We start from the raw sequence: 20657 nt of genomic DNA on the forward strand, positions 1-20657 counted from the left end.
GATATATTAAAAAAAATTCTCCTTTCGATGTTTCTTGCTTTTATAGGCAGTGCAATTTATAAAAAGTAATTGAATACCTGTAAAAAAGCAGAATGTGTGAAAGCTAATAATCAATTAGTATGCTGATTGATTATTAGCTTTCATTTTATAATTCGTTTTGGACGTATTCAGAAAACTCTCGTATTGTTTTTTCATTTCGACGATAGTAGGTCCATTTTCCAATTCGGTCAGACTCTAGTAAGCCTGCTTTTTTCATAGTTAATAAATAACTAGAAATAACCGATTGAGCTAATCCAGTTTTAAGCTGGATATCTCCTACACATACGCCAACTTGAAAGTTAAGGTCTTGTTCTAGATAAGGTTTTTCGTCGAAATGGTTTTCTGGATTTTTTAACCATGATAAAATTTGACATCTTGTTTCATTTGACAATGCTTTATAAATTAATAAAGGTTCCATAAGGATATTATATCTACTTTTATAGATTTGTAAATGGGTTTTAGTGATTTTAAGGGGAGAAGGTATATGTAGATTCTTTTAAATCTGAATGAGATGCTCTAGTAATAGGGCTTGTTTTTTCTTCGTTTGCTGTTATATAGTATGTTTGTCAACGGCAAGAAGTAGCAGGACAATAATATTAAATTGGCTGCCATTCGCAGGAATTTAAATTCATCTAATATTTTCGAATATACATAAAATATTCAAATTAAAAAAGAATGCTGATATTAATACCAGCATTCCTTTTTTAATTTCTGTCAGGGTCTTTAGTGTGTGCTACAAATAAGCCTTCAGATATACAAAGTTGCTCAACTAGTTTTAAATCTTTCGATTCAAAACTTACATAGGCAAAACAACCATCACCAATTATTACGCCTATTTTTAAATCAGAAAATACTAATATGAGCTTATCTACTTCTGTACACGGTAAAAATTTCAACACATCATCATTAAATTCAGTTATAGATTTTGTGTATTTGCTATAATTTAGGGATTCTACATTATCCAAAATGTAAATATTCTCATCATATAAATATAACTTACTTAAAGCTAAAACACTTTTGTTTAAAATGTTATATTTATTCTGTAGCAATATATTCTCTTCAAAATCAAAATACTTTTCACTCTTTACTATTTTTGGAAAAGTATCTACAACGTAAAAATCGGTATCTTCTTTCTCATAATATTCTTCAATTAACTTTTGAAACAAATCTTTGATTTCACACATTTTTTATCTAAGAACCTTTCCTTTACTATCTAAAGTAGCTTCCTTTTTTCCTTTTGGACTTATCAACTTCCATGCACTTCCTCCATGAGGGTTACCAGACCTTTCTTTAGAAATAGACCATCCTGATTTAGGATCTTTAAATAGTTGACCTGATACCCTTTGAGTAAACTTAGACATATTAATATGTCTAGATCCAGCTTTTAATGCCACTGGAACAAGGCGCATAATCGCAGCAATAGCAACTGGAATTAAAGGTAGTGCATACTGTACGCCATGTTCAGGAAGACCTTCAGTACCTTGTAGATTAGATTGCTCTAACTCACTGTAATCCTTCACTTCAAAATTATTTTCAAATGAAACATCGTTATTGTACTCTAATTCGTAAGTGCTTTCAATTTTATTTTCATAATTAGATACTTCTGCAAACCCCTTCTCAGGTGCAATTGTTGTAATCCCTAAAGCAAATGCTGAAGCGATTAGAAGTGGTTTAATAAATCTTTTCAATTAATTCATCCTCTTGTAATTTTTTACTGTACAACCAAATGTTAAGTTTAATAGGTATTTATTACAAGTCTAGTTTTTTATATTTTTTTTTGATAAGATTACCTTGTAAATAAATGTAAACTTAATGAAGTGTACGGTTATGAATTTTCAGAAAAATAATTTGAACTACAATAATATTGGATAGCAGCTTAATACATAAAATGTGGTTATCAAGTAGGAGGAAGGGGACTTAGGGTTTCTGCTCTTTTTTTCTTAAAGGGCCTGCTCAATTAATGCTTAAAAATATAAAGTAAACTGAATCCGTTAAAATACATGTGTGACCTTGCATTTCCACTCCTACTCAAAGGAGAGATTATGGTGGTAGTTACGCCGAGTCGATTAATAAGGATGGCAAAGTTATCACCTTTTCTCCAGTGGTAAATACTTTTAAGTTTGTTCATTAGTTCGATCGTTAATATTTCAGAGAGGACAGTACTTCGTTACGGTACCCTTTTTTCATTGTGGATGCCGACGCCCTTAATTAATATAATTCCTTAATAGTTTCTGTAGCGATTATATTAAAAGCATCCAGCTCTAAAATTGTATTACAAATTGCAATTGCCTTTTGATCAGAAATCAATTTATCTGGTACGGAATGAAGAAACAGTAATTGCAATAAACTATCCACATTTTCTTCCTTTGTTAAATCCACGGATCTTTTAGCATGATACAAAGCAGAATGATATGCTCCTTCAATATGGCATAAAGGATTTACTAATAAATCAAATGCAAGATCATGTAACTCACTTGATTCTTTTTTCGTTAATAAATAATGTATAAAACTATAATTGGTAATACTGCTGTTTTCATAAGTAACATATAGCATTTCTTCTGAGAAGTCCTTAAAGCTATTGTTTTTAAATAACTTTTCAGCTTCTTCGAAAGCGGCCGAAGTGATTAGATTTTCTAGCTTTTTTAACATTATGTATTCACCCACGCATCATGAATTCTTATTTTATCAAGTACCCTTTCATTCATGCTTCCTGTTTTCCTCTTGTCAGAATAAGTATATCTGGTTGAGTCAGACTTTAACTTATATATACTGTATGGATGAAAATACTACAAGGTTGCATGTGGAAGATTTAAGAAAAATTTTATGTTTACCCCACTTTTTATTTTAAAAGTTTTTCCTATCCTATAAACAACAAAGTCATAGATGAAATTGTAAAGTTAGGGGATTCTACATGCATACAGGAGTTTTGATGAGTTATTTGTATACTTATTTTTTTACTATTATGTTTTGTATTGTGTTTCAAATTGGATTTTATTTTAAAGTGAAAAGAGCTATATCTGTTCGGCATTTTCTATGGGTATATGTTTTTCTCTTCTACCTTTCGCTAGTGTATAAAGTGACTCAGATCGCGACTGTATGGGATATAAGTAGATATGAAATGTGGATTCGTGTAAGTCAAATCAACTTGACTCTATTTGATACGGCAGGTAGTACTACGTATCTTTTGAACATTGTACTGTTTATGCCGTTAGGTTTTTTACTACCGACTATTTGGCCGCAGTTTAGAAAAATGAAAAACACCGTATGTTCGGGATTCTTTTTTTCATTGGCAATTGAGTTAAATCAATTACTAAATAATAGAATTACAGATATTGATGATGTATTTACGAATACCCTCGGGGCGATTGTTGGGTATGTATTATATAAAGTATTATATACAGCGTTATTTAAATTGATATTGAAAAGAGAGGGGAAAAAGCTGGATACGAACGCCTCTTTAGTCATAAAATACGAGGCTGTTTTTTGTTTAGTTTGTTCATTTGTAGGTGCGATGTTCATTTATTATCCTAGAGATCTGTAAGCTACGATTTCGTTTATAAATTGATTCTAGTTCTCTTCGCTTAAACACGATAAAATGTGAATTATTCATCCTTTTTTCTAATTTAATAGATATAGTTTATGTATGACATGATAGGCAGGTGTAAATATGTTACATGTTCAATTATCCCAATACGTACTAAAAGAGTCTCAACCAGCTCTTCATATAGATGAAAAACGAGAGTATGTGTTAAAAGATGAAGGGTTCTCACCGTATCCTATCTATTTAAATCGTCCTATTATGATAGGAGTGGGAACGAATTGGAATCAGCATAAAGGATTCGAAGAAATCATTAAAGGATTGATAGGTGCAAATAAAAAATTTCCTATGTATATGTTATTTGAAACTCATTTTGGTAGAGACTTTATTGAAGGATTTTTAGAAGAGAATAAACTTCATTTTGAGCTAGTTTTTACTAATAAGAAAAGGGATACGAACTTTTTTAAAGTATTCATTACCAATAGTGATGATATAACTACACTTATGAAGTATTTCTTCCAATCAGCACAAGATTCGCTCTATACGTTATTAAGCTATTCAGCAGACTGTAAGATGATCAGTAATCGTACTGGTGAGATTGAAATAAAGGCTGACAGTTTCTACCCAAGCTTTTCATTTATGTATGATGCGCAAGAATTATTTATTATTGGTGGAGAAGAGAAATGGTCTGATATCCATTATATAAAAAGTTTTTTTCATCTTGAGCAGATTACAGATGAGCTAATTATTGATGTAAGAAAATGAGAGATGAGTAAACCCTCAAGTATAGAACGATATACTTGAGGTTTTTTTATGTATGAAGAAGGAACTTATATCATATATTTTATTCGTCGTTCCATGTAAGTCATTCGGTGGATCCCGCTATTTGCCGGGCAGTAAGATCCCTACCTCAAAATTCAGCGAAAGCAAAGAAGTTAGGTCGGGGATCAACTGCCCGTAAAAGCCCGATTGGTGAGGGCTGATTAAAGTTTCACTTTATAAAAACAAGGTGTCGAATAGATCATTAAAGAAGGCTTTTCAAATTTTCCCTAGAATGAACAGTAATGAATAATCTAATTCCTTAATGTAATAAGGAGGTAGTAAAATTTGAACAGGAAAATTTGGTTTGTAGTTACTTGTTTTTCTTTTTTAGTAGCTAGTTATATTGTTGTCCAATATTTTATTATGGATGGATTTCAAACAGGGCTTGTAAAAGTGAAGCTTATGTTTGGATCTAAATTAAGTGCGTTTTGGTATATGATGCTATTTACACATATTACAACTAGTATAGTAGCATTAGTGATTGGTCCTTTTACATTATCCACTAGATTTAGAGAAAGGAATATGAACCGTCATCGAATAGTTGGGAGAATCTATATGGTTGGTATATTATTAGGAGGCGTTTCTGGATTATATCTATCCTTTTATGCTACGGGAGGATTGGTAGCGAAGCTAGGTTTCGGTTTGTTATCCGTATCTTGGCTAACATCAGCATATGAAGCGTTACATAGAGTTAAGAATAAAAAAATTAAAGAGCATCGGAATTGGATGATTAGAAATTATTCTTTAACCTTTGGAGCAGTTACATTAAGAATTTGGCTACCGTTGTTTATCGTTCTATTTGGAATAGAGCGGTTTGAACTTAGTTACGCTATTATTGCTTGGTTAGCGTGGGTACCTAATTTAATTGTTGCAGAATTATTCATAAGAAAAAGACTTAATAAAGGAAAGTACCAGGGAAATGAGAATTTACATTTTTGATATAAATTTGCTGTAATATTGAGGGCAGAATTCTTCAGTAATTGAATCATTTAATAGCTGGATTTTGTTTGTAGATTCAAAAATCCACTAATTTTATTGAATAAATAGAAAATACTTTCTTTTTTCGTCTGTTTAATTTAATATCAATAAGGGCACCAAAAAAATAGATAGAGGTGCTAAAATGTACGGTATTATTAATTATGAAGTGTTTTTACTAACAGGAATTTTATTGAATTTAATTCCTGGTGCAGACACCATGTACATTGTGGGGAGAAGTATTTCACAAGGTAGAAAAGCAGGTGTGTATTCTGTGTTTGGTATTATTACTGGTTCTTTAGTTCATACGTTGTTGGTTGCTTTTGGTTTATCTATTATACTTACAAAATCCATTGTGCTATTTAACACTATTAAGGTTATAGGTGTTATCTATCTTGTATATTTAGGGATTAAAATGATACTTGATAAGACAAATGTAGCTTTCCAGGCCTCATCCAATAAATTGAACATTAGAAAGATATATGTACAAGGACTTTTAACAAGTCTGACGAATCCAAAAGTCTCTTTATTCTTTATTGCGTTTCTTCCGCAATTTATAGATACAAAGGCTTCAGGTCCTATGCCTTTTATCATTTTAGGACTTACTTTTACAGTAACTGGACTATTATGGTGTTTATTTGTTGCTTATTTCTCTTCATATGTTACAAAAAAATTAAGAGGAAACCAAAAGGTAGGAATGATTCTAAATAAGATAACAGGACTGATTTTTATTGGTATGGGGTTAAAGTTGCTTCAAACAAAAGCTCCTCAATAAACCTGAATAACATAAAAATGCCCCCTTTCAAGAGATGTAATCTTAGGTTTAGGCTAATTTCTACATACTAAAAAGTCCCTTTAACTTTGAAGGGACTTTTTGCTTGTTATTTTGAGTTATTTAAAAATTCATTTCAAGAAACAACCTATACTTTAATTGACGTTGTGCGAGTTTAACTTGATAGCAATGGGGTAAGCACAGCGGATATTTCAAGGTGGGGATCGATCTGCCCGTAAAAGTCCGATTGGTGAGGGCTGATAATCAGTGGGGATGAACAAAACCCCCAACTGATTAAAGTTTCACTTTATTTGTATTACCAACTAGCAGTTTCCGTACTTTCTTTCAACCACTTCACCCAATCAGAATCTTCCACCTTAAGCAAACTAAGCGAAACACCTTTCATATCTAAAGAAGTTAGCAATGTACCAACTTTTACGAATGTAATCTGTAATCCTTCCAGCTCACATAAACGGCGAATGTCATTTGCGAAAATGTATTGTTCCATTAGTGGAGTTGCGCCTAATCCGTTAATGAGGATGGCGAAGTTGTCACCTTTTCTCCAGCGGTAAATGCTTTTTAGTTTGTTCATTAGTTCGATCGCTAATATTTCAGAAGAGGATAGTGCTTCTTTACGGTAACCTTTTTCGCCGTGAATGCCGACGCCGTAAAATACTTCATCGTCGTTTAATGTGAATGAAGCTTTTCCTTTCACCGGATCATTTGCAGGTGAAAGTGCGACTCCTAATGTATGTAAGTTTTCGGTGATAGAACGGCCAAGTGTTGTTAGTTCTTCTAAAGAATGTCCGCTCTCAGCAGCCGCACCGAGTATTTTTTGAACGAAAACAGTACCAGCGACGCCGCGTCTTCTTTTATTAAACGAAGCATCATCTTCAATTGAAACGTCGTCATTTACGATGATATGGTCAATTTTTCTTCCTTCTTCTTTAGCAATTTGTTCAGCCGCAAGAAAGTTTGCTACGTCATCTTTAAAGTTTTTGATGATGAATAAAATACTTTTATTTTTTGGCATGAGGCGAGTTGCCGTAATAATTTGTTCCACTGTAGGCGGAGTGAAAATATTGCCGTTTACGGCCGCTGTAAGCATACCTTTTCCTACATAACCAATATCAGCAGGTTCATGTCCGCTACCACCGCCGCTTATAATGACAACGTCTTGTTTCAGTTTTTCGATATCTTTTACATAAATGATGTTATTTGTTTCGTCGTAATTTACTTTGTCGTTATGTTCAAAATAAAAGCCATGCATCATATCTTGAACAACATTTTGTACATCATTCATAATCTTTTTCATTGCTTTTGCCACCCTTTAATTACTTTGCAGATTGCTCCAGTAATAGTAGTAATTGATTGTTTATCATATTTTTCATGAGAGAAGACATAATGGACGGATCTACTTCGCACTTGCTTTCAATCCAATCTTTTATCGTTCCAACGAAGCCGTGACTATAAAAGGAGGCGATCGTATTTTTTGTCTCATCAGAAAGGCTGAATCCACAGCTCACAGATAGTTCATCAATAATCTTCATATATAAGTTTTTCGTATGCTCAAATAAATAGTGATTAAACGAGTTTTGCTCAATGACTTTAAAAGCATTTCGGTAAAATTTTTGATTTTCATAAAAGTAATCAAATAGTAAATCGAAAATGTTTTCCCACGTTTCATAGTCGAGAAAGTCGATAATGTTCTCTTTCGTTTCTTCTCTATAAATCCAGCTTAATAGTTCAAATTTATCTTTAAAATGATAATAAAAAGTTTGCCTGCGCATTTGACAGTGTAACATAATATCGCTCACTGATATTTTATGAAACGACTCTGTTTCCATTAAATACTTCAATGAATTCGCGATTATCTTTTTAGAAATTATAGAAGAGGTCATGTGAATCATCCCTAGAATGTTAGTAATATGAAAATCCTATCCATAAATGAGAGCGGTGTCTTTAGACAGATTGTCCATTTTGTCCGTTTACTATAAAACGCTTTCATTTTAACATGGATAGTAAGAAGAAGATTTCAAATATATCACAATATATTAAAGGAATTGAGGGAGAATCACAATGAAAAAGATTATAAACAAACCAGAAACATTAGTAATGGAAATGTGTAACGGAATGGTTATGGCTCACCCAGAGCTTGAGCTTTTGAAAAAATATAAAGTAATTAAGAAGAAAGAAATGAACGAAAATAAAGTAACGTTAATTAGTGGCGGCGGTAGTGGTCATGAGCCAGCGCATGCAGGATTAGTCGGAAAAGGAATGTTAGATGCGGCAGTGTGCGGAGATGTGTTTGCTTCGCCTTCACAAATTCAGGTGTATCAAGCAATTAAAGAGACAGCGAGTAAAAAAGGTACGTTATTAATTATTAAAAATTACAGCGGCGATATTATGAATTTCAAAAACGGTGCGCATTTAGCGACGGAAGATGGAATTGAAGTCGACTACGTAAAAGTGGACGATGATATTGCGGTAGAAGATAGTTTGTATACAGTAGGACGCCGCGGCGTTGCGGGCGTTATTCTCGTTCATAAAATTGCCGGCGCAGCAGCGGAAGCAGGTATGGATTTAGGTGCGGTGAAAGCTGTAGCGGAAAAAGCAGCGGCTAACGTGCGTACAATCGGTTTAGCGTTAACTTCTTGTACAGTTCCAGCGAGCGGATCACCTACTTTCACACTTGCGGAAGATGAAATGGAATACGGCGTAGGTATTCATGGCGAGCCAGGAATTAAACGTGAAAAAATGTTATCAGCAGATGAACTAGCGAACCGTATGACAAATGATCTAATGAAAGATTTAGGAGTAAAAGACGGCGAAGAAATTGCACTTCTAGTTAACGGTTTTGGCGGAACACCACTGCAAGAACTTTACTTATTTAATAACGCAGTTACGCGAGAATTAGCTGCTAGAAACATTAAAATCAATAGAGTATTCGTCGGAAACTATATGACGAGTATCGATATGGCTGGTATGTCTTTAACAGTAATGAAACTAGACGATGAGCTAAAAACATTACTATCAAAAGAGTGTAATACACCAGCGTTTAAAGTAGATGGACCAGTTGAAAGTGTAGAGTACGTGAATGTGCTTGAAGGAGCAGAAGAGAAAGAAGTTTCTTTTGAAATAGAAACAGCTGAAGAGCACGCTGTTATAAAAGATAATGTCATCACATTAAACAATATGGTTTATCTCGTTGATAAAATGAGCGACATTATTATTAAAAATGAAGTACCGTTCTGTGAGTTAGACACGCACGCTGGTGACGGGGACTTCGGAATGAGTGTGGCAAAAGGATTTAAGCAATTAAAACGTGAGTGGCATTCTATTGTAGAACAAGAGAACGTAACGATCGGATCATTCCTTGACGGTTGTTCGATGATTATTATGGAACATTGCGGCGGCGCATCTGGTCCAATTTGGGGCGGAGCATTCCGCGCAGCTAGTAAAGCAGCAGGCGAGAAGCGTGAGTTAACAGTGAAAGAATTCGCTGAAATGTTGCAAGCAGCACTGCAAGGCATACAATCTATCGGTGAAAGATCATTTGGCAGAGGAGCAGTAGTTGGTGATAAAACACTTGTTGACGCACTTGCTCCATGTGTAGATTCTTGGTTAGCTAGCGCTTCAAGCGAAGAAGATATGAAAACTGCCTTTGAAAAAGGAGCAGAAGCAGCGGTTAAAGGAGCAGAGTATACGAAAGAAATCGTAGCTCGCATGGGCCGCGCTGGTACAGTTGGTGAAAGAAGTTTAGGCTATCCAGATGCAGGTGCACATGCGCTTGGGGTTATCTTTACGGAGATTGCGGGTAGTTTGAGATAGGAATGAGAAGATCCCCTCTGCCTTGTGGTGGAGGGGATTTTTATTTATAACCATCATTCTTCCAGTGAAAAAATTTATTTGTTAGCTAATCTAGAAGCTACGTCTTCAACTTCTTTATATGCATTTTGTAATACTTCATTTGGATCTAGTACTGCTGTTCCTTGTGCACGAACGATTTGATAATCTTCAATACCAAGGAAATTAAACATTGCTTTTAAATATTTATGAGAGTATTCCACTTCTGTATACCAATCATCATTTGTATAGATCCCTCCACTTGCTTGTATAACAAGCATTCTTCTTCCATCTTTAAGTAGTCCCACTGATCCAGTTTCAGTATATTTAAATGTTTCACGTGCAATCATGATATTGTCCATGTAATCTTTTAACTTTGATGGAATATTAAAGTTGTGCAAAGGTAATACGATCACATACGTATTTGCACTTTTAAATTGTTGTAAAATTTCGGACATACGCTCTATTACTTTTTGTTCTTCATCAGTTAACTTTTGTCCATTTCCTTGCTTTTCCCATGCGCTTAAAACAGTTTTATCTATCATTGGTACTACATCATCGTATAAATTAATCTGTTCAATCGTTTCATTATTAGGAATTAATTCTTTATAAGATACTAAAAAGTGGTTAAGAACCTTAATGCTGACTGATGATGTATCATCCACTTTCGGATGTGCGTTTATAATAAGTGTTTTGTTCATTTGTATTTCCCCTTTTTAAAAGTTTTTACGTTTTAATTGTCGACAATATTAATCGTCGATTAATATTGTCTTTAATATAATCTCTGAAATTATTTTTGTCAAATGAAATACATACTATTCTAAAAGAGCCTTTTTTTATTTGACTAAAATTCTAAATGGTCCTAAGATACAATTTGATAACCCTTAAAATAAAAAGCAGGTGATTTGTATATGCAATATAGTGTTGGGGTTGAATATGCCTTGCATTGCCTAGTTTATTTAATCAATGCTCCTTCCAAGGAAAGTGTTGGAATAAAAGATTTGGCAGAGTTTCAAGGACTTTCTGAAACATTTCTTTCAAAAGTTTTCGGTAAATTATCTAAAGCTGACATTGTGAATTCTGTCCCAGGTGTAAAAGGAGGATACAGGTTAGCTAAGTCTCCAGAAGATATTTCTTTTTGGGATGTAATAGAAGCCGTCGAAGGCCCAAAACCTATCTTTCAATGTAAAAATATTGTACAAAATGGTCTACTATATCGAGACGAAGCTTGTAATTCTTGTGAGCCTAGCAATTCTTCTTGTACAATTAACTTAGTAATGCTTGAAGCAGAAGAACACATGCGTGAGTTTCTTCGTAAAAAGACTCTTGCATGGTTAGATAAAGAACTTGATATTGTTTTACCTGAAAAGACAAGGGTAGATACTCGTGAATACTTCAAACAAAAAAACTCTAACTAAATCGCCATGACGAATTAGTTAGAGTTTTTTTGTTTTTTAACATTAATACCATCATGTGAGTACTTCATTAGAAATTCCTTCTTTAAATATCACATTTAATTAACTCGTAAAGTTTCAAATTGATTAACATTAAAATTCTAAACAATACAATTTTATTTTCGTAAAAAGTAAATGAATTTATGTGTTCAGATATTTTAAACATAGTGAAAATTGCCTTTGAAAAAGGAGCAGAGTACACGAAAGAAATCGTTGCTCGCATGGGCCGCGCCGGTACAGTTGGTGAAAGAAGTTTAGGCTACCCAGATGTAGGTGCACATGCGCTTGGAGTTATCTTTACGGAGATTGCGGGTAGTTTGAAATAGGAATGAGAAAGTCCCTTTGCCTTAAGGTGGAGGGGCTTTTATATAGTTGGTAGAAGACTACTTTCGGGCTCTCTGTAAAATATGAGTTTGTTAATATTTTTGATAAAATCTTATTTCAAAAATACAACTAATATTTCTCAATATTAATATATTTAAAATAGTTAGAATATTTAAGATAATCGTTTGTGAAGAAATAAATTATAAAAAAAGGGGGAATTTATTTTGTTACGTCGCTTATCTATTTGTACTTTATTAACAGCTTTTATGTTTACTTTGTTTACATTTAACGGCTCTGCTTTCGCGGCTACGAATACTACTGAAAATGAAACAGTAGTATCAGCTTGTGCAAAGGGAGGTACGGTAGGTGTATATGGTGCAAAGATGCGCAGTGGTTACACTGTTGGATCACCTGTCTTACATACATTTAATGATGGTGCGAAAATTACTGGAACATGGGTAACTGGTGAATATGTTCAAGGTCATTACAGTAATTCTAAACAGTGGTTAAAAGTTACCTATAAAGGGATGACAGGTTATGTATCCCATACAACATTATATAACGTTTGCTCATAAAACTATGTACTATAATAGCTTTTGATGTATTGAGCTAATCTCTTCTAGGGATTAGTTCTTTTTTGTCTCCTAGTTTTTAATGGAGCATTTTTTGAAAAAAACCAACGATTCATTAAATCGATGGTTTTATGTTTATATATTATTCATTTGTATCTATATCAAATTTTTCATTGCTTTTTGCTTATTTGAGACTTAGCTTTTTTGTGATTGCAGCTTATCGATTTTCCAGTGTGCTCCTAGAGGATCTAAAGAGCTTTCAATATAAAACATATATTCATCTGCGGTACTTGGTACTTCAAAAGCTATTTTCAATTCTACCGTTTCATTTGGTTTAACTTGTATATCAGAAAGGTTTTGATCAAGCACCTTTCCTTCATAGGTCTTTCCGGCTTTTTCATCTTTTAGGTTATATTTTAATTCTGATAGTCCAATCGTTTGACCTCGTACATTTTTTACAGAGACATTAACAACGACGGAATCGTTACTAGCATTTAAATATGCATTTTGAACGGCGGTCAAGTAATAGCCTCCCTTAACACTCTCACCAACTAATAAAATACCTTGTTCCAAGCGGCTCATATCTTCTTTTTCTTCAAGATTTATTAATTCTTCATTTTCATTTTTTGCGGTTGGTTCTTCTATTGGACCATTTTCAACGGCACTATCTTTTTTATCTTGTGTGCAAGCAGCCGTAACACTGACTAATACTAGAATGAAAGTAAGTAATATGAATGATTTTCTCATAAAATTAATCTGTCTCCTTAAGTTTCTCAATTTTGTGCAACTATACATATAAGATTAACATAATGTCTCATTATTGGCTCAAAATAGGGAATCTTTTAGACACCTTATTTTTTTACTTTTAATATACATCCAATTGGTTCTCACGATATTTTTTAATCTTTTAAATCATTGGCTTAGTAATACTGAGGGTTATTATAGATATATTAATCATATAATTTGTCCCTATCAAAATGAACGTTTTTTGCATCTAATATATTGTAAGTATATTTTATTTTGAAAGGATGTGATTATATGGCTCATAAATCTACGGGAGTGTTTCGAGTTCCAGTTTCTGAAAATGGGATTATTCCAACTGCTCTCAACATTATGTTAAACAATGATTCACGCTGCCATACTAGTAATGTAACGGTAACTGTTAAGAGAAGTCGAAACATTTCTTTCCCGACTCAAAATGAGTTAGTTGAAATCTCTCGTACTTTTGTTTCTTTAGAACCAAACAGAACAACTAAGATTGTGTTGTTTACGCCAGAATTCCAAATAGAAGATTTTCTTGATGTCATCATTAGTGGAAATAAAGATGATGTTAAGGATGTCCTTGTATATTCTTTCTTAGCAGATTCAGCAGGTCACAATCTGCCATCTACTGTTTTCAGAAATGCAGAATACACTTTTGCTTGCTGACACCGTGATGATGTATTCTTTACTGTCATATATTTGAAGGGGAAAGTTAAATAGGAGTTGATTTAACTTTTATTTGGGTTCTCCAAAGAAGTCTGCTTTAGCTAAATAAACAAGGAACCGACTAATACGTTCCTTGTTTATTTGCATTTTATATGAAATTTCGTGTCTATTATTTCGAAAGCAACTTTACAGAGGAACGGATTTTTCCTAGTGAAGTAGCACCTATAGATGAAAGTACTCAATATTCCAATTCTAAAGGTAGGCGAAATGCTTGAATGTTACCATCATTAATAAACATCTTTATAATATGTAATTAGTATTATTCTACTCTTCAAATATCTCCGGCTTCTCCACTCTAAATGATTTCACCTCACCGCACTCTAAACAAAATGTAGTTAATAGTTTGGAACGTTTTCCCACTGAAAAGAGCCTACTGGAATCATCTTCACAAACATATGCATGATAAGCAAATCCAACTCTTCCTTCTTTAAATGTAGTAGAACCACAATTCTCGCATCGTTTATTTTTCATGCATTAACACCTCTTTTTCTGTATTTTTAAGATAGAAGTAAATCAACTTGGTTATATATGATGTTTTCGACATGATATAACATACCCCTTTAACTATTCGCAAGTAAAACAATATAATACCCCTATAATTATCTATAACAATATAATTTTTCGTATATCATTTAATGTATATCGGAAAAATAAGTATTAAAGGATTGATTTTTATTATTCTGATGATTATAATAAATGAAAACCAAACAATTCTTATGTTGAGAAGTGGAGGGACGGGCCCTATGAAACTTCGGCAACCTCGTTTTAGACGAAAGGTGCCAAATCCTGCAGGTGAAAAAACACCTGAAAGATAAGAGTGGTTCACTTAGTCAAGAAGGCTACTCTTATTTCGATAAGAGTAGCTTTTTTTATGGCTAAAAGATAAAGGGGGAATAGGTAGTGGAGTACGGTTTTTGGTTACCGATTTTTGGGGGATGGCTTCGAAATGTAGATGATGAATCTATGCCGCCTACGTTTGAGTATGCAAAACAAACAGCGCAAGCGGCAGAACAATTAGGTTTTTCAACAACTCTTATTGCGGAATTAAATTTAAATGATATAAAAGGTGTGTCAGCACCAAGTTTAGAAGCGTGGACAACTGCGGCAGCACTTGCAGCAGTAACGGATAAATTAGAGATTATGACAGCTGTAAGACCTGGCTTCCACAATCCAGCGGTTACAGCGAAAATGGCAGCGAATATCGATCAATTAAGTAATGGTCGTTTTACATTAAATGTAGTTTCAGCATGGTGGGAAGAAGAAGCGAGACAGTACGGCGGAGTATTTACCGCACATGATGAAAGATATGATCGCACAGAGGAATTTGTAACAATTTTGAAGGAGCTTTGGAAAGAAGAAGAGTTTTCTTATAAAGGGAACTTTTATGAGCTTCATGATACACATTTAAATCCAAAACCTGTGCAAAAGCAAGGCATTAAGCTTTATGCAGGTGGTGAGAGCGAGAGAGGAAAAGAGGTCATTGTAAATCACGCAGATGCATATGTAATGCACGGGGGAACAGTGGAAGAAGTAGCTGTGAAAATAGAAGATATGAAGAATCGTAGAAAGAAAGTTACAGAGGAGCCATTGCAGTCATTCGGGCTTGCGGCTTACGTCATTTGTCGTGATACAGAAGAAGAGGCATTAGAAGAATGGAAACGCATAACGGATGTGAAAGATGATGCGTTAGGTTACGCGGGTTACCAAGATTTTGTGAGTAAATCGCAGTTGGAACAGCAAGTGAAGCTCAATGATTATTCCGTATCGAATCGCGGGTTACGTCCTAATTTAATCGGAACACCAGAACAAATTGCAGAAGGAATACTTGCTTTTGAAAAAGTGGGTGTGACGTTATTACTTTTACAATTTTCGCCACAGCTTGAAGAGATGAAACGATTTTCTGAAAAAGTGATGCCATTAGTTGAAGCGAAAAGAAAGGAATTGATTACAAATGAGTAAAATTTACATATTACATGAGAATAAGGAATGGACGGATCATTTAGTGAAAAGGCTGGAAGAACTGGAGTTACCGTATGAGGAATGGCTTTTAAATGAAGGAACACTTTCATTAGAACAAGAACCTCCAAAAGGTGTATTTTATAGCCGTATGAGTGCTTCTTCACATACGAGAGGGCATCGATATGCACCTGAATTAACTGAAGGTGTTCTTGCTTGGCTAGAGGGATACGGGCGCACAGTATTTAATGGATCACGTGCATTACGTCTTGAAGTAAGTAAATTAAACCAATACGCAGCATTAAGAAAATTTGGGATACAAGTGCCGAAAACAATTGGTGCTGTGGGCCGTGATCATATAGTAAAAGCAGCAAAAGAGTTAGGGGAAGTACCGTTCATTACAAAGCATAACCGTGCAGGTAAAGGCCTTGGTGTTCAACTGTTTCATTCCATTGATGCTTTAGAACAATATTTGGATGGTCCAGCGTTTGAAGAACCCATTGATGGAATTACTTTAATTCAGCAATATATTGAAGCGCCCGAACCATATATTACACGTTGTGAGTTTATAGGCGGCCAGTTTGTATATGCGGTTAAGGTAGATACATCAGAAGGATTTGAACTTTGTCCAGCAGATGCATGCTCGATTCAAGATGCTTTTTGCCCAGTAGGAGAAGAGAGTAAGAAAGAGACGCCAACAAAATTTGAAATTATATCGGACTTCCACGAGCCAATTATTGAACAATATAAAGAGTTTTTGAAAGAAAATGAAATTACCGTTGCTGGTATTGAATTTATTCGCAGTGCGGATGGAACAATTTATACGTATGATATTAATACAAACACAAACTATAATTCTGATGCAGAGTCTGTAGCGAATCAATTTGGTATGCTTGAGCTTGCTACATTCCTTGGAAGAGAATTAGAGAAACAAGTAGAATCAGTTAAATAAGATATAAGTTTCTAGTAAAAACCTTTGTTAAAGTAATCGTTGTCGTATGACTAAGTTTAGGCTATCCAGATTCAGGTGTGCATGCGTTTGAAGTGATCTTTGCGGAGCAAAATAGTCCCAAATTCTTTTCGTTAAAAGTTCATGTCTTAAATTGATTTATCCCGCGTTAACGGACAGTAAAACTCCCACCTCAAAATTCAGTTGGAGCAAAGAAGTTAGGTGGGAGATCAACTGTCCGTAAACGTCCGATTGGTTCAACTAATAATCAGTGGGGGAGGAACAAAACCCCCACTGATTAAAGTTTCACTTTATTAAATAGAAATAATTAGTTGTAATATAACGTGTTTTTTACCTAATAAACCTTTTGAATTCTAAATATTAACTCTAAAGTAATTCATTTCATAAATTTTAATTTTTTGTTAACACTGTTATTGTTTTATATATTATTATTCCAACAAGTGTTGTGTTAATTAGTTATTTTCTGATAATATCTCTGTGTGTTCTACTCTAATAATTATAAAAAGGTGGTGTTTTCTTTATGTCAAACATGTTTCATCAAATTGGTGATGCGATTGAAAGGAGTATGTATTTTAAATCTTGTTTTTATATCTTAACAGGAGCTCTGCTTATTTATATTGGTTACATTGTAGGTAAGTGGGTGGGTTCTGCTGTATTTTAAAGTGAAAAAATTTTATTTAATCAAGAAAAAAGAATTTTTTCAAAAAAGTGTAGGATCTTCTCAAAAGGTGTATTAATATAAAATTTATATTATTTAAACGTAATATAATTAAATTAAGTATATAATATATTATTATGAATTCAGTATTAAAAAAAGAAATACCTAATTTAGCAGTATTAAGTAATGAGGAATTAAAAAACATTGATGGTGGAGTGGTTCCTTTAGCAATTACTGGAGTTGCTGGTGCTGGAATGTGGGATGCTTACGAAGAGAGTCAAGCAAACAAGAAGAAATAAACATTTTTATAGAGAAGAAAAGATTGTATGCGCTTAATAGTACAATCTTTTCTTCTTTATAAAAAGCCTTTCAATATGAAATTTTTGAAAGGCCAACAAATTGTATTGTTATCTTTAAGTACAATAAGTTTGAAACTCCTGTGTTTATTAACATATGTGGGAGAGAATTCATTTAAAAGTTAAATATGAGAGGTTGTTTAAATAAGTATGTCTTTATTTAAAAAATATTATTGGGTGAGACAATACGATATTAAAGATGGAAGTGTAGTTCAAATTTATCATGACCCTATTATTAGCAAGAATAAAGATACTACATTTTTTGTTGTAGAAGGAACAATTGAAAATAAAGGGAAAAAGAAGTTGCGATCAGGTTCTACTGGAAAAGCTGCAATTGTAGTAGATCAAAGAAATATTCTTTCATTAATATTAGAAAAATTAGATGTGCTTAACTGACAAAGAATAATAAATTAGCTTTTTAGGAGGAACATTCATGTTCATAGTGTCTACAGCAGTTTTTTTACTGGTCACTTTACTGTGTATTACGTTATATTTTAAAACACACGATAAACGTTTTATGTATCTTGGATATGTATCATTATTTTTAACTTTTTTTGTTATTGGTACTTTTTCATAATTAAATGTCCAGTGCCAGATGAACAAGGCCGCGTAACATATTCTTATTTCAACTTATCAGATGAGCAAATCGCAAGAAATCATGTGTGGAACCGCGGGGACTATCCGCAAGCTACAACAAATTATTATAGTACATTAACAAATAAAATTGCGGCAGGTGGTACGAAAACTCCTGCATACCAGCAAATTTTAAAAGATACAAAGTTGAATTATTTAGGAAATGAATACATCGCAAATAACTATAATGAATTCAAAAATAAAATGCAGCAACGTTATAACGAAAAGTTACCAAAGATTGAAATCCTTTATAAACAATCAATGGATGGCGCATTGCAAGATGTGAAAAAAGTAATTGGAGAAATCGGTTATCCGCAAGGGGCAAACCGTGTTTCTTATAAAGCTGAGCCGTATAATGCGAAAGAAGGATATTCTTTAGTGACGATTACGTTTATGTAAAAAAGCAACCTAGATCCCATGTTGGATCTAGGTTGCTTTTTTATAATTTAATTTGACATATACAGTCCAACTGTATAAAATCAAACTATACAGTTAAACTATATAGTTTAGCTATATATTTATCGTTACATTGGAGGTCTTTATGAATAGAGATAAAAATTTACCATTAACGGAAACAACGTATTACGTTCTTTTAGCGTTATTAGAGCCAGCTCATGGATATTTAATTATGCAAAAGGTGGAGGAATTAAGTAATCAACAAGTAAAGATCGCAGCGGGTACATTGTATGGTGCGGTTGAAAATTTATTAAAACAAGGGTTAATAGAATCGGTAAAAAGTGAAGATAAACGAAGAAAAGTGTATGTCATTACGGAACGTGGGAAAGAAGTATTGCGCTTAGACTTTATGAGAATGCAGCACATTATTGAGGTTACAAAAAGTTTATTACACGTATAGTTAGGGGGAAACGATGATGTGGAGATTGAAATTCTTTTTAGACTTTGAGAAAGAGGAAAAATGGTTAGAAGAGATGGCTTGGAAAGGCTATCAACTAGAAAGCACTACATTTGGTTATACATTTAGATATACAGAGCCGGAAGATGCGACGATTAGAATAGACCATAGAGTATTTAGTAGAAAAAGTGATTTTATGAATTACTGTACATTATTTGAAGACAGTGGATGGGAGCATATAGCTGGTAATCGGTGGTCAGGTACGTACTATTTTAAAAAGGTAAATGAAGAAAGTGAAGATGACATTTTTTCAGATCAAATGTCACGAGCAGGGAAGTACAAACGCCTATCTAAAACATTTTTAGAATTAGCGATCTGTTATTTGCCGATATTATTCCTATTTATGTTTAATGACACGATTCATTTAGGAGCACTTGTAAATCCGAAAGAACTATATTTGACGCCAGGACTATGGGATAAGCAAGGTGTATCATTTCTATGGTCATTCTTATTTGAAACGCCATTTGCATTAATGAGAGGACTGTTTTGGACGTTTATCCCCGCTGCGACATGTATGTTTTTCATTTGCTCGTATAAAGCAAATCGGTTGTATGAGGCGAGAAGATGATAGGATGGGTCCCCTTAAAGCTGATGCTTTGAGGGGATTTTTTGAGTTTGTAAAGGGTACCTTTTTAAAACGAGTAAAGGAAAAGGATGCTTTATAGAGCATGCCTACAATTTAGAATTTACTATATTCATTGTTGTAAATATGTATAATTACATAAAAATTCAAGAGAAAAGAGAGTATACTTTTTTATTGTGTAATAAAGATAAGGCCCGCCTACGGAAATAGGTGGGCCTTTTTAATATATAAAGAAAAGATATCCTCTAAGATGTCTTCTTAAAGAAATCCTTCATCATTTTCACATCTTTTATGTTCACTACCACGCCTTGCACCTTATCTTTCTTCTCATCTTTAGCAATCGTAACTTGCTCTTTATTATCAACCCACACAAGAAACTCTTCTTTTGCGTCATCTTTATATGTAACGGTAATAGTAGAATGCGCAGATTGTCTCTTTTTTTGATCTAGTGTGATTTGCTTAGGCGTTCCTTTTTGAACTGCTGAAACGATAGAATTTATCATTTCTTCGTTGTCTGTTTGAGATTTAGAAGTAGTATTGTTGGTTGTCTGAAGTATTTCGATATCTGTAATATTTGCGGAGTTTAATTGAAAGGCATTTTGTTTCTGTTCTTGTTTAGTTTGTGGAGATTTGTCTGTAGCTGAGGTACTTGCACAGCCTATTAAAGTGAAAGATAGAGCGGTTAGAGCGCATATAGATATGATTTTTTTCATAGTATCCCTCCTTACTTTTAATTATAACAATTTTCTGTTAATTAA

At 33.6% G+C, this 20657-nt stretch carries 27 protein-coding genes, 2 pseudogenes and 1 riboswitch; of the genes and pseudogenes, 18 read left to right on the forward strand and 11 right to left on the reverse strand.

Features of this window, described 5'->3' with window-relative positions; all coding sequences use genetic code 11:
- Positions 1-145 precede the first annotated feature (145 nt).
- The 5 genes and pseudogenes from AC1Q8N_RS14240 to AC1Q8N_RS14260 form a co-directional block, all read right to left on the reverse strand.
- Positions 146-457 carry an ArsR/SmtB family transcription factor gene (locus AC1Q8N_RS14240; RefSeq protein WP_000433539.1) on the reverse strand — a complete coding sequence of 104 codons (312 nt, stop codon included), beginning with the start codon at positions 455-457 and terminating at the stop codon, positions 146-148.
- 286 nt (positions 458-743) lie between these two features.
- On the reverse strand, positions 744-1223 hold the full coding sequence (locus tag AC1Q8N_RS14245; RefSeq protein WP_002064076.1) for a hypothetical protein: 480 nt from the start codon (positions 1221-1223) through the stop codon (positions 744-746).
- A gap of 3 nt (positions 1224-1226) precedes the next feature.
- Positions 1227-1727, reverse strand: a complete 501-nt coding sequence (locus tag AC1Q8N_RS14250; protein ID WP_048545478.1) for a hypothetical protein — start codon at positions 1725-1727, stop codon at positions 1227-1229.
- Positions 1728-2089: 362 nt separating this feature from the next.
- Positions 2090-2242 (reverse strand): annotated as a pseudogene (locus tag AC1Q8N_RS14255) (DhaKLM operon coactivator DhaQ); the annotation flags it as partial.
- 5 nt (positions 2243-2247) lie between these two features.
- Positions 2248-2688 (reverse strand): hypothetical protein, encoded by a 441-nt coding sequence (locus AC1Q8N_RS14260; RefSeq protein WP_098075977.1) that lies wholly within the window; start codon positions 2686-2688, stop codon positions 2248-2250.
- A 262-nt stretch (positions 2689-2950) separates the two neighbouring features.
- Here AC1Q8N_RS14260 and AC1Q8N_RS14265 point away from each other — a divergent pair, with 262 nt between their 5' ends.
- The 4 genes from AC1Q8N_RS14265 to AC1Q8N_RS14280 all read left to right on the forward strand — a co-directional run bounded on the left by AC1Q8N_RS14265 (position 2951) and on the right by AC1Q8N_RS14280 (position 6149).
- Positions 2951-3580 (forward strand): VanZ family protein, encoded by a 630-nt coding sequence (locus AC1Q8N_RS14265; protein WP_493521241.1) that lies wholly within the window; start codon positions 2951-2953, stop codon positions 3578-3580.
- A 126-nt stretch (positions 3581-3706) separates the two neighbouring features.
- Positions 3707-4342, forward strand: coding sequence for a hypothetical protein (locus tag AC1Q8N_RS14270; protein ID WP_098642531.1), 636 nt, complete (start codon positions 3707-3709; stop codon positions 4340-4342).
- A gap of 342 nt (positions 4343-4684) precedes the next feature.
- On the forward strand, positions 4685-5338 hold the full coding sequence (locus AC1Q8N_RS14275; protein ID WP_493521242.1) for a DUF2306 domain-containing protein: 654 nt from the start codon (positions 4685-4687) through the stop codon (positions 5336-5338).
- Between the two features lie 181 nt (positions 5339-5519).
- A complete protein-coding gene (locus AC1Q8N_RS14280) occupies positions 5520-6149 on the forward strand; it encodes a LysE family translocator (protein ID WP_042513157.1) in 630 nt (209 codons plus the stop codon).
- Positions 6150-6462: 313 nt separating this feature from the next.
- Here AC1Q8N_RS14280 and dhaQ read toward each other — a convergent pair whose 3' ends face one another.
- Together dhaQ and dhaS are read right to left on the reverse strand one after the other, a co-directional pair.
- A complete protein-coding gene (dhaQ, locus tag AC1Q8N_RS14285) occupies positions 6463-7461 on the reverse strand; it encodes a DhaKLM operon coactivator DhaQ (RefSeq protein WP_098642530.1) in 999 nt (332 codons plus the stop codon).
- Between the two features lie 19 nt (positions 7462-7480).
- Positions 7481-8047 (reverse strand): dihydroxyacetone kinase transcriptional activator DhaS, encoded by a 567-nt coding sequence (dhaS, locus tag AC1Q8N_RS14290; protein ID WP_000204220.1) that lies wholly within the window; start codon positions 8045-8047, stop codon positions 7481-7483.
- Between the two features lie 178 nt (positions 8048-8225).
- Between dhaS and dhaK the strand changes: the two genes are divergently transcribed.
- On the forward strand, positions 8226-9977 hold the full coding sequence (dhaK, locus tag AC1Q8N_RS14295) for a dihydroxyacetone kinase subunit DhaK (protein WP_098075987.1): 1752 nt from the start codon (positions 8226-8228) through the stop codon (positions 9975-9977).
- Between the two features lie 74 nt (positions 9978-10051).
- On the opposite strand, the gene AC1Q8N_RS14300 is transcribed toward dhaK, so the two are convergent.
- Positions 10052-10693, reverse strand: coding sequence for an FMN-dependent NADH-azoreductase (locus tag AC1Q8N_RS14300; protein ID WP_001044358.1), 642 nt, complete (start codon positions 10691-10693; stop codon positions 10052-10054).
- A gap of 210 nt (positions 10694-10903) precedes the next feature.
- Between AC1Q8N_RS14300 and AC1Q8N_RS14305 the strand changes: the two genes are divergently transcribed.
- From AC1Q8N_RS14305 to AC1Q8N_RS14315, 3 genes are all read left to right on the forward strand, one after another.
- Complete coding sequence (locus tag AC1Q8N_RS14305) at positions 10904-11410, forward strand: RrF2 family transcriptional regulator (protein WP_404518727.1); 507 nt, start codon at positions 10904-10906, stop codon at positions 11408-11410.
- A 200-nt stretch (positions 11411-11610) separates the two neighbouring features.
- Complete coding sequence (locus AC1Q8N_RS14310) at positions 11611-11772, forward strand: DAK2 domain-containing protein (protein WP_371411172.1); 162 nt, start codon at positions 11611-11613, stop codon at positions 11770-11772.
- Between the two features lie 222 nt (positions 11773-11994).
- The gene (locus AC1Q8N_RS14315; protein WP_098642527.1) at positions 11995-12345 is read left to right on the forward strand and encodes an SH3 domain-containing protein; all 351 of its coding nucleotides are present in this window, start codon (positions 11995-11997) and stop codon (positions 12343-12345) included.
- A 192-nt stretch (positions 12346-12537) separates the two neighbouring features.
- Here the strand turns inward: AC1Q8N_RS14315 and AC1Q8N_RS14320 are convergent, their stop codons facing one another.
- On the reverse strand, positions 12538-13089 hold the full coding sequence (locus AC1Q8N_RS14320) for a DUF4352 domain-containing protein (protein WP_098847851.1): 552 nt from the start codon (positions 13087-13089) through the stop codon (positions 12538-12540).
- 291 nt (positions 13090-13380) lie between these two features.
- Between AC1Q8N_RS14320 and AC1Q8N_RS14325 the strand changes: the two genes are divergently transcribed.
- Positions 13381-13770: a hypothetical protein gene (locus tag AC1Q8N_RS14325; RefSeq protein WP_000940657.1), complete on the forward strand. Its 390-nt coding sequence runs from the start codon at positions 13381-13383 to the stop codon at positions 13768-13770.
- Positions 13771-14094: 324 nt separating this feature from the next.
- Here AC1Q8N_RS14325 and AC1Q8N_RS14330 read toward each other — a convergent pair whose 3' ends face one another.
- The gene (locus AC1Q8N_RS14330; protein ID WP_000792082.1) at positions 14095-14301 is read right to left on the reverse strand and encodes a hypothetical protein; all 207 of its coding nucleotides are present in this window, start codon (positions 14299-14301) and stop codon (positions 14095-14097) included.
- A gap of 240 nt (positions 14302-14541) precedes the next feature.
- Positions 14542-14648, forward strand: a riboswitch (SAM riboswitch).
- A gap of 82 nt (positions 14649-14730) precedes the next feature.
- Here AC1Q8N_RS14330 and AC1Q8N_RS14335 point away from each other — a divergent pair.
- The 9 genes and pseudogenes from AC1Q8N_RS14335 to AC1Q8N_RS14375 all read left to right on the forward strand — a co-directional run bounded on the left by AC1Q8N_RS14335 (position 14731) and on the right by AC1Q8N_RS14375 (position 19884).
- On the forward strand, positions 14731-15789 hold the full coding sequence (locus AC1Q8N_RS14335; RefSeq protein ID WP_098847853.1) for an LLM class flavin-dependent oxidoreductase: 1059 nt from the start codon (positions 14731-14733) through the stop codon (positions 15787-15789).
- On the forward strand, positions 15782-16738 hold the full coding sequence (locus AC1Q8N_RS14340) for an ATP-grasp domain-containing protein (protein WP_098068736.1): 957 nt from the start codon (positions 15782-15784) through the stop codon (positions 16736-16738). Before AC1Q8N_RS14335 ends, AC1Q8N_RS14340 begins: the two co-directional genes overlap by 8 nt.
- A 538-nt stretch (positions 16739-17276) precedes the next feature.
- Entirely contained in the window at positions 17277-17417 is a 141-nt protein-coding gene (locus AC1Q8N_RS14345) for a hypothetical protein (protein ID WP_000069042.1), read from the forward strand.
- A gap of 134 nt (positions 17418-17551) precedes the next feature.
- Positions 17552-17713 carry a class IIb bacteriocin, lactobin A/cerein 7B family gene (locus AC1Q8N_RS14350; protein ID WP_098068737.1) on the forward strand — a complete coding sequence of 54 codons (162 nt, stop codon included), beginning with the start codon at positions 17552-17554 and terminating at the stop codon, positions 17711-17713.
- Between the two features lie 207 nt (positions 17714-17920).
- On the forward strand, positions 17921-18166 hold the full coding sequence (locus AC1Q8N_RS14355) for a hypothetical protein (protein WP_255258464.1): 246 nt from the start codon (positions 17921-17923) through the stop codon (positions 18164-18166).
- Between the two features lie 37 nt (positions 18167-18203).
- Positions 18204-18347, forward strand: coding sequence for a hypothetical protein (locus AC1Q8N_RS14360; RefSeq protein WP_000471229.1), 144 nt, complete (start codon positions 18204-18206; stop codon positions 18345-18347).
- Positions 18348-18355: 8 nt separating this feature from the next.
- Positions 18356-18802, forward strand: a pseudogene (locus AC1Q8N_RS14365) (S-layer homology domain-containing protein); the annotation flags it as partial.
- 142 nt (positions 18803-18944) lie between these two features.
- Positions 18945-19259, forward strand: coding sequence for a PadR family transcriptional regulator (locus AC1Q8N_RS14370; RefSeq protein ID WP_048545456.1), 315 nt, complete (start codon positions 18945-18947; stop codon positions 19257-19259).
- Positions 19260-19272: 13 nt separating this feature from the next.
- On the forward strand, positions 19273-19884 hold the full coding sequence (locus tag AC1Q8N_RS14375; RefSeq protein ID WP_098080291.1) for a DUF2812 domain-containing protein: 612 nt from the start codon (positions 19273-19275) through the stop codon (positions 19882-19884).
- A gap of 260 nt (positions 19885-20144) precedes the next feature.
- Here AC1Q8N_RS14375 and AC1Q8N_RS14380 read toward each other — a convergent pair whose 3' ends face one another.
- Positions 20145-20612, reverse strand: coding sequence for an LptM family lipoprotein (locus AC1Q8N_RS14380; protein ID WP_098847855.1), 468 nt, complete (start codon positions 20610-20612; stop codon positions 20145-20147).
- Positions 20613-20657 lie beyond the last annotated feature (45 nt).

This window comes from Bacillus sp. GW823-FHT06B01 (genome assembly GCF_058952315.1).

Coding starts and splice junctions, on each gene's coding strand:
- AC1Q8N_RS14240 (WP_000433539.1), bottom strand. CDS start 457: ATGGAACCTTTATTAATTTATAAAGCATTGTCAAATGAAACAAGATGT.
- AC1Q8N_RS14245 (WP_002064076.1), bottom strand. CDS start 1,223: ATGTGTGAAATCAAAGATTTGTTTCAAAAGTTAATTGAAGAATATTAT.
- AC1Q8N_RS14260 (WP_098075977.1), bottom strand. CDS start 2,688: ATGTTAAAAAAGCTAGAAAATCTAATCACTTCGGCCGCTTTCGAAGAA.
- AC1Q8N_RS14265 (WP_493521241.1), top strand. CDS start 2,951: ATGCATACAGGAGTTTTGATGAGTTATTTGTATACTTATTTTTTTACT.
- AC1Q8N_RS14270 (WP_098642531.1), top strand. CDS start 3,707: ATGTTACATGTTCAATTATCCCAATACGTACTAAAAGAGTCTCAACCA.
- AC1Q8N_RS14280 (WP_042513157.1), top strand. CDS start 5,520: ATGTACGGTATTATTAATTATGAAGTGTTTTTACTAACAGGAATTTTA.
- dhaQ (WP_098642530.1), bottom strand. CDS start 7,461: ATGAAAAAGATTATGAATGATGTACAAAATGTTGTTCAAGATATGATG.
- dhaS (WP_000204220.1), bottom strand. CDS start 8,047: ATGACCTCTTCTATAATTTCTAAAAAGATAATCGCGAATTCATTGAAG.
- dhaK (WP_098075987.1), top strand. CDS start 8,226: ATGAAAAAGATTATAAACAAACCAGAAACATTAGTAATGGAAATGTGT.
- AC1Q8N_RS14300 (WP_001044358.1), bottom strand. CDS start 10,693: ATGAACAAAACACTTATTATAAACGCACATCCGAAAGTGGATGATACA.
- AC1Q8N_RS14305 (WP_404518727.1), top strand. CDS start 10,904: ATGCAATATAGTGTTGGGGTTGAATATGCCTTGCATTGCCTAGTTTAT.
- AC1Q8N_RS14320 (WP_098847851.1), bottom strand. CDS start 13,089: ATGAGAAAATCATTCATATTACTTACTTTCATTCTAGTATTAGTCAGT.
- AC1Q8N_RS14325 (WP_000940657.1), top strand. CDS start 13,381: ATGGCTCATAAATCTACGGGAGTGTTTCGAGTTCCAGTTTCTGAAAAT.
- AC1Q8N_RS14330 (WP_000792082.1), bottom strand. CDS start 14,301: ATGAAAAATAAACGATGCGAGAATTGTGGTTCTACTACATTTAAAGAA.
- AC1Q8N_RS14340 (WP_098068736.1), top strand. CDS start 15,782: ATGAGTAAAATTTACATATTACATGAGAATAAGGAATGGACGGATCAT.
- AC1Q8N_RS14345 (WP_000069042.1), top strand. CDS start 17,277: ATGTCAAACATGTTTCATCAAATTGGTGATGCGATTGAAAGGAGTATG.
- AC1Q8N_RS14350 (WP_098068737.1), top strand. CDS start 17,552: ATGAATTCAGTATTAAAAAAAGAAATACCTAATTTAGCAGTATTAAGT.
- AC1Q8N_RS14355 (WP_255258464.1), top strand. CDS start 17,921: ATGTCTTTATTTAAAAAATATTATTGGGTGAGACAATACGATATTAAA.
- AC1Q8N_RS14360 (WP_000471229.1), top strand. CDS start 18,204: ATGTTCATAGTGTCTACAGCAGTTTTTTTACTGGTCACTTTACTGTGT.
- AC1Q8N_RS14370 (WP_048545456.1), top strand. CDS start 18,945: ATGAATAGAGATAAAAATTTACCATTAACGGAAACAACGTATTACGTT.
- AC1Q8N_RS14375 (WP_098080291.1), top strand. CDS start 19,273: ATGATGTGGAGATTGAAATTCTTTTTAGACTTTGAGAAAGAGGAAAAA.
- AC1Q8N_RS14380 (WP_098847855.1), bottom strand. CDS start 20,612: ATGAAAAAAATCATATCTATATGCGCTCTAACCGCTCTATCTTTCACT.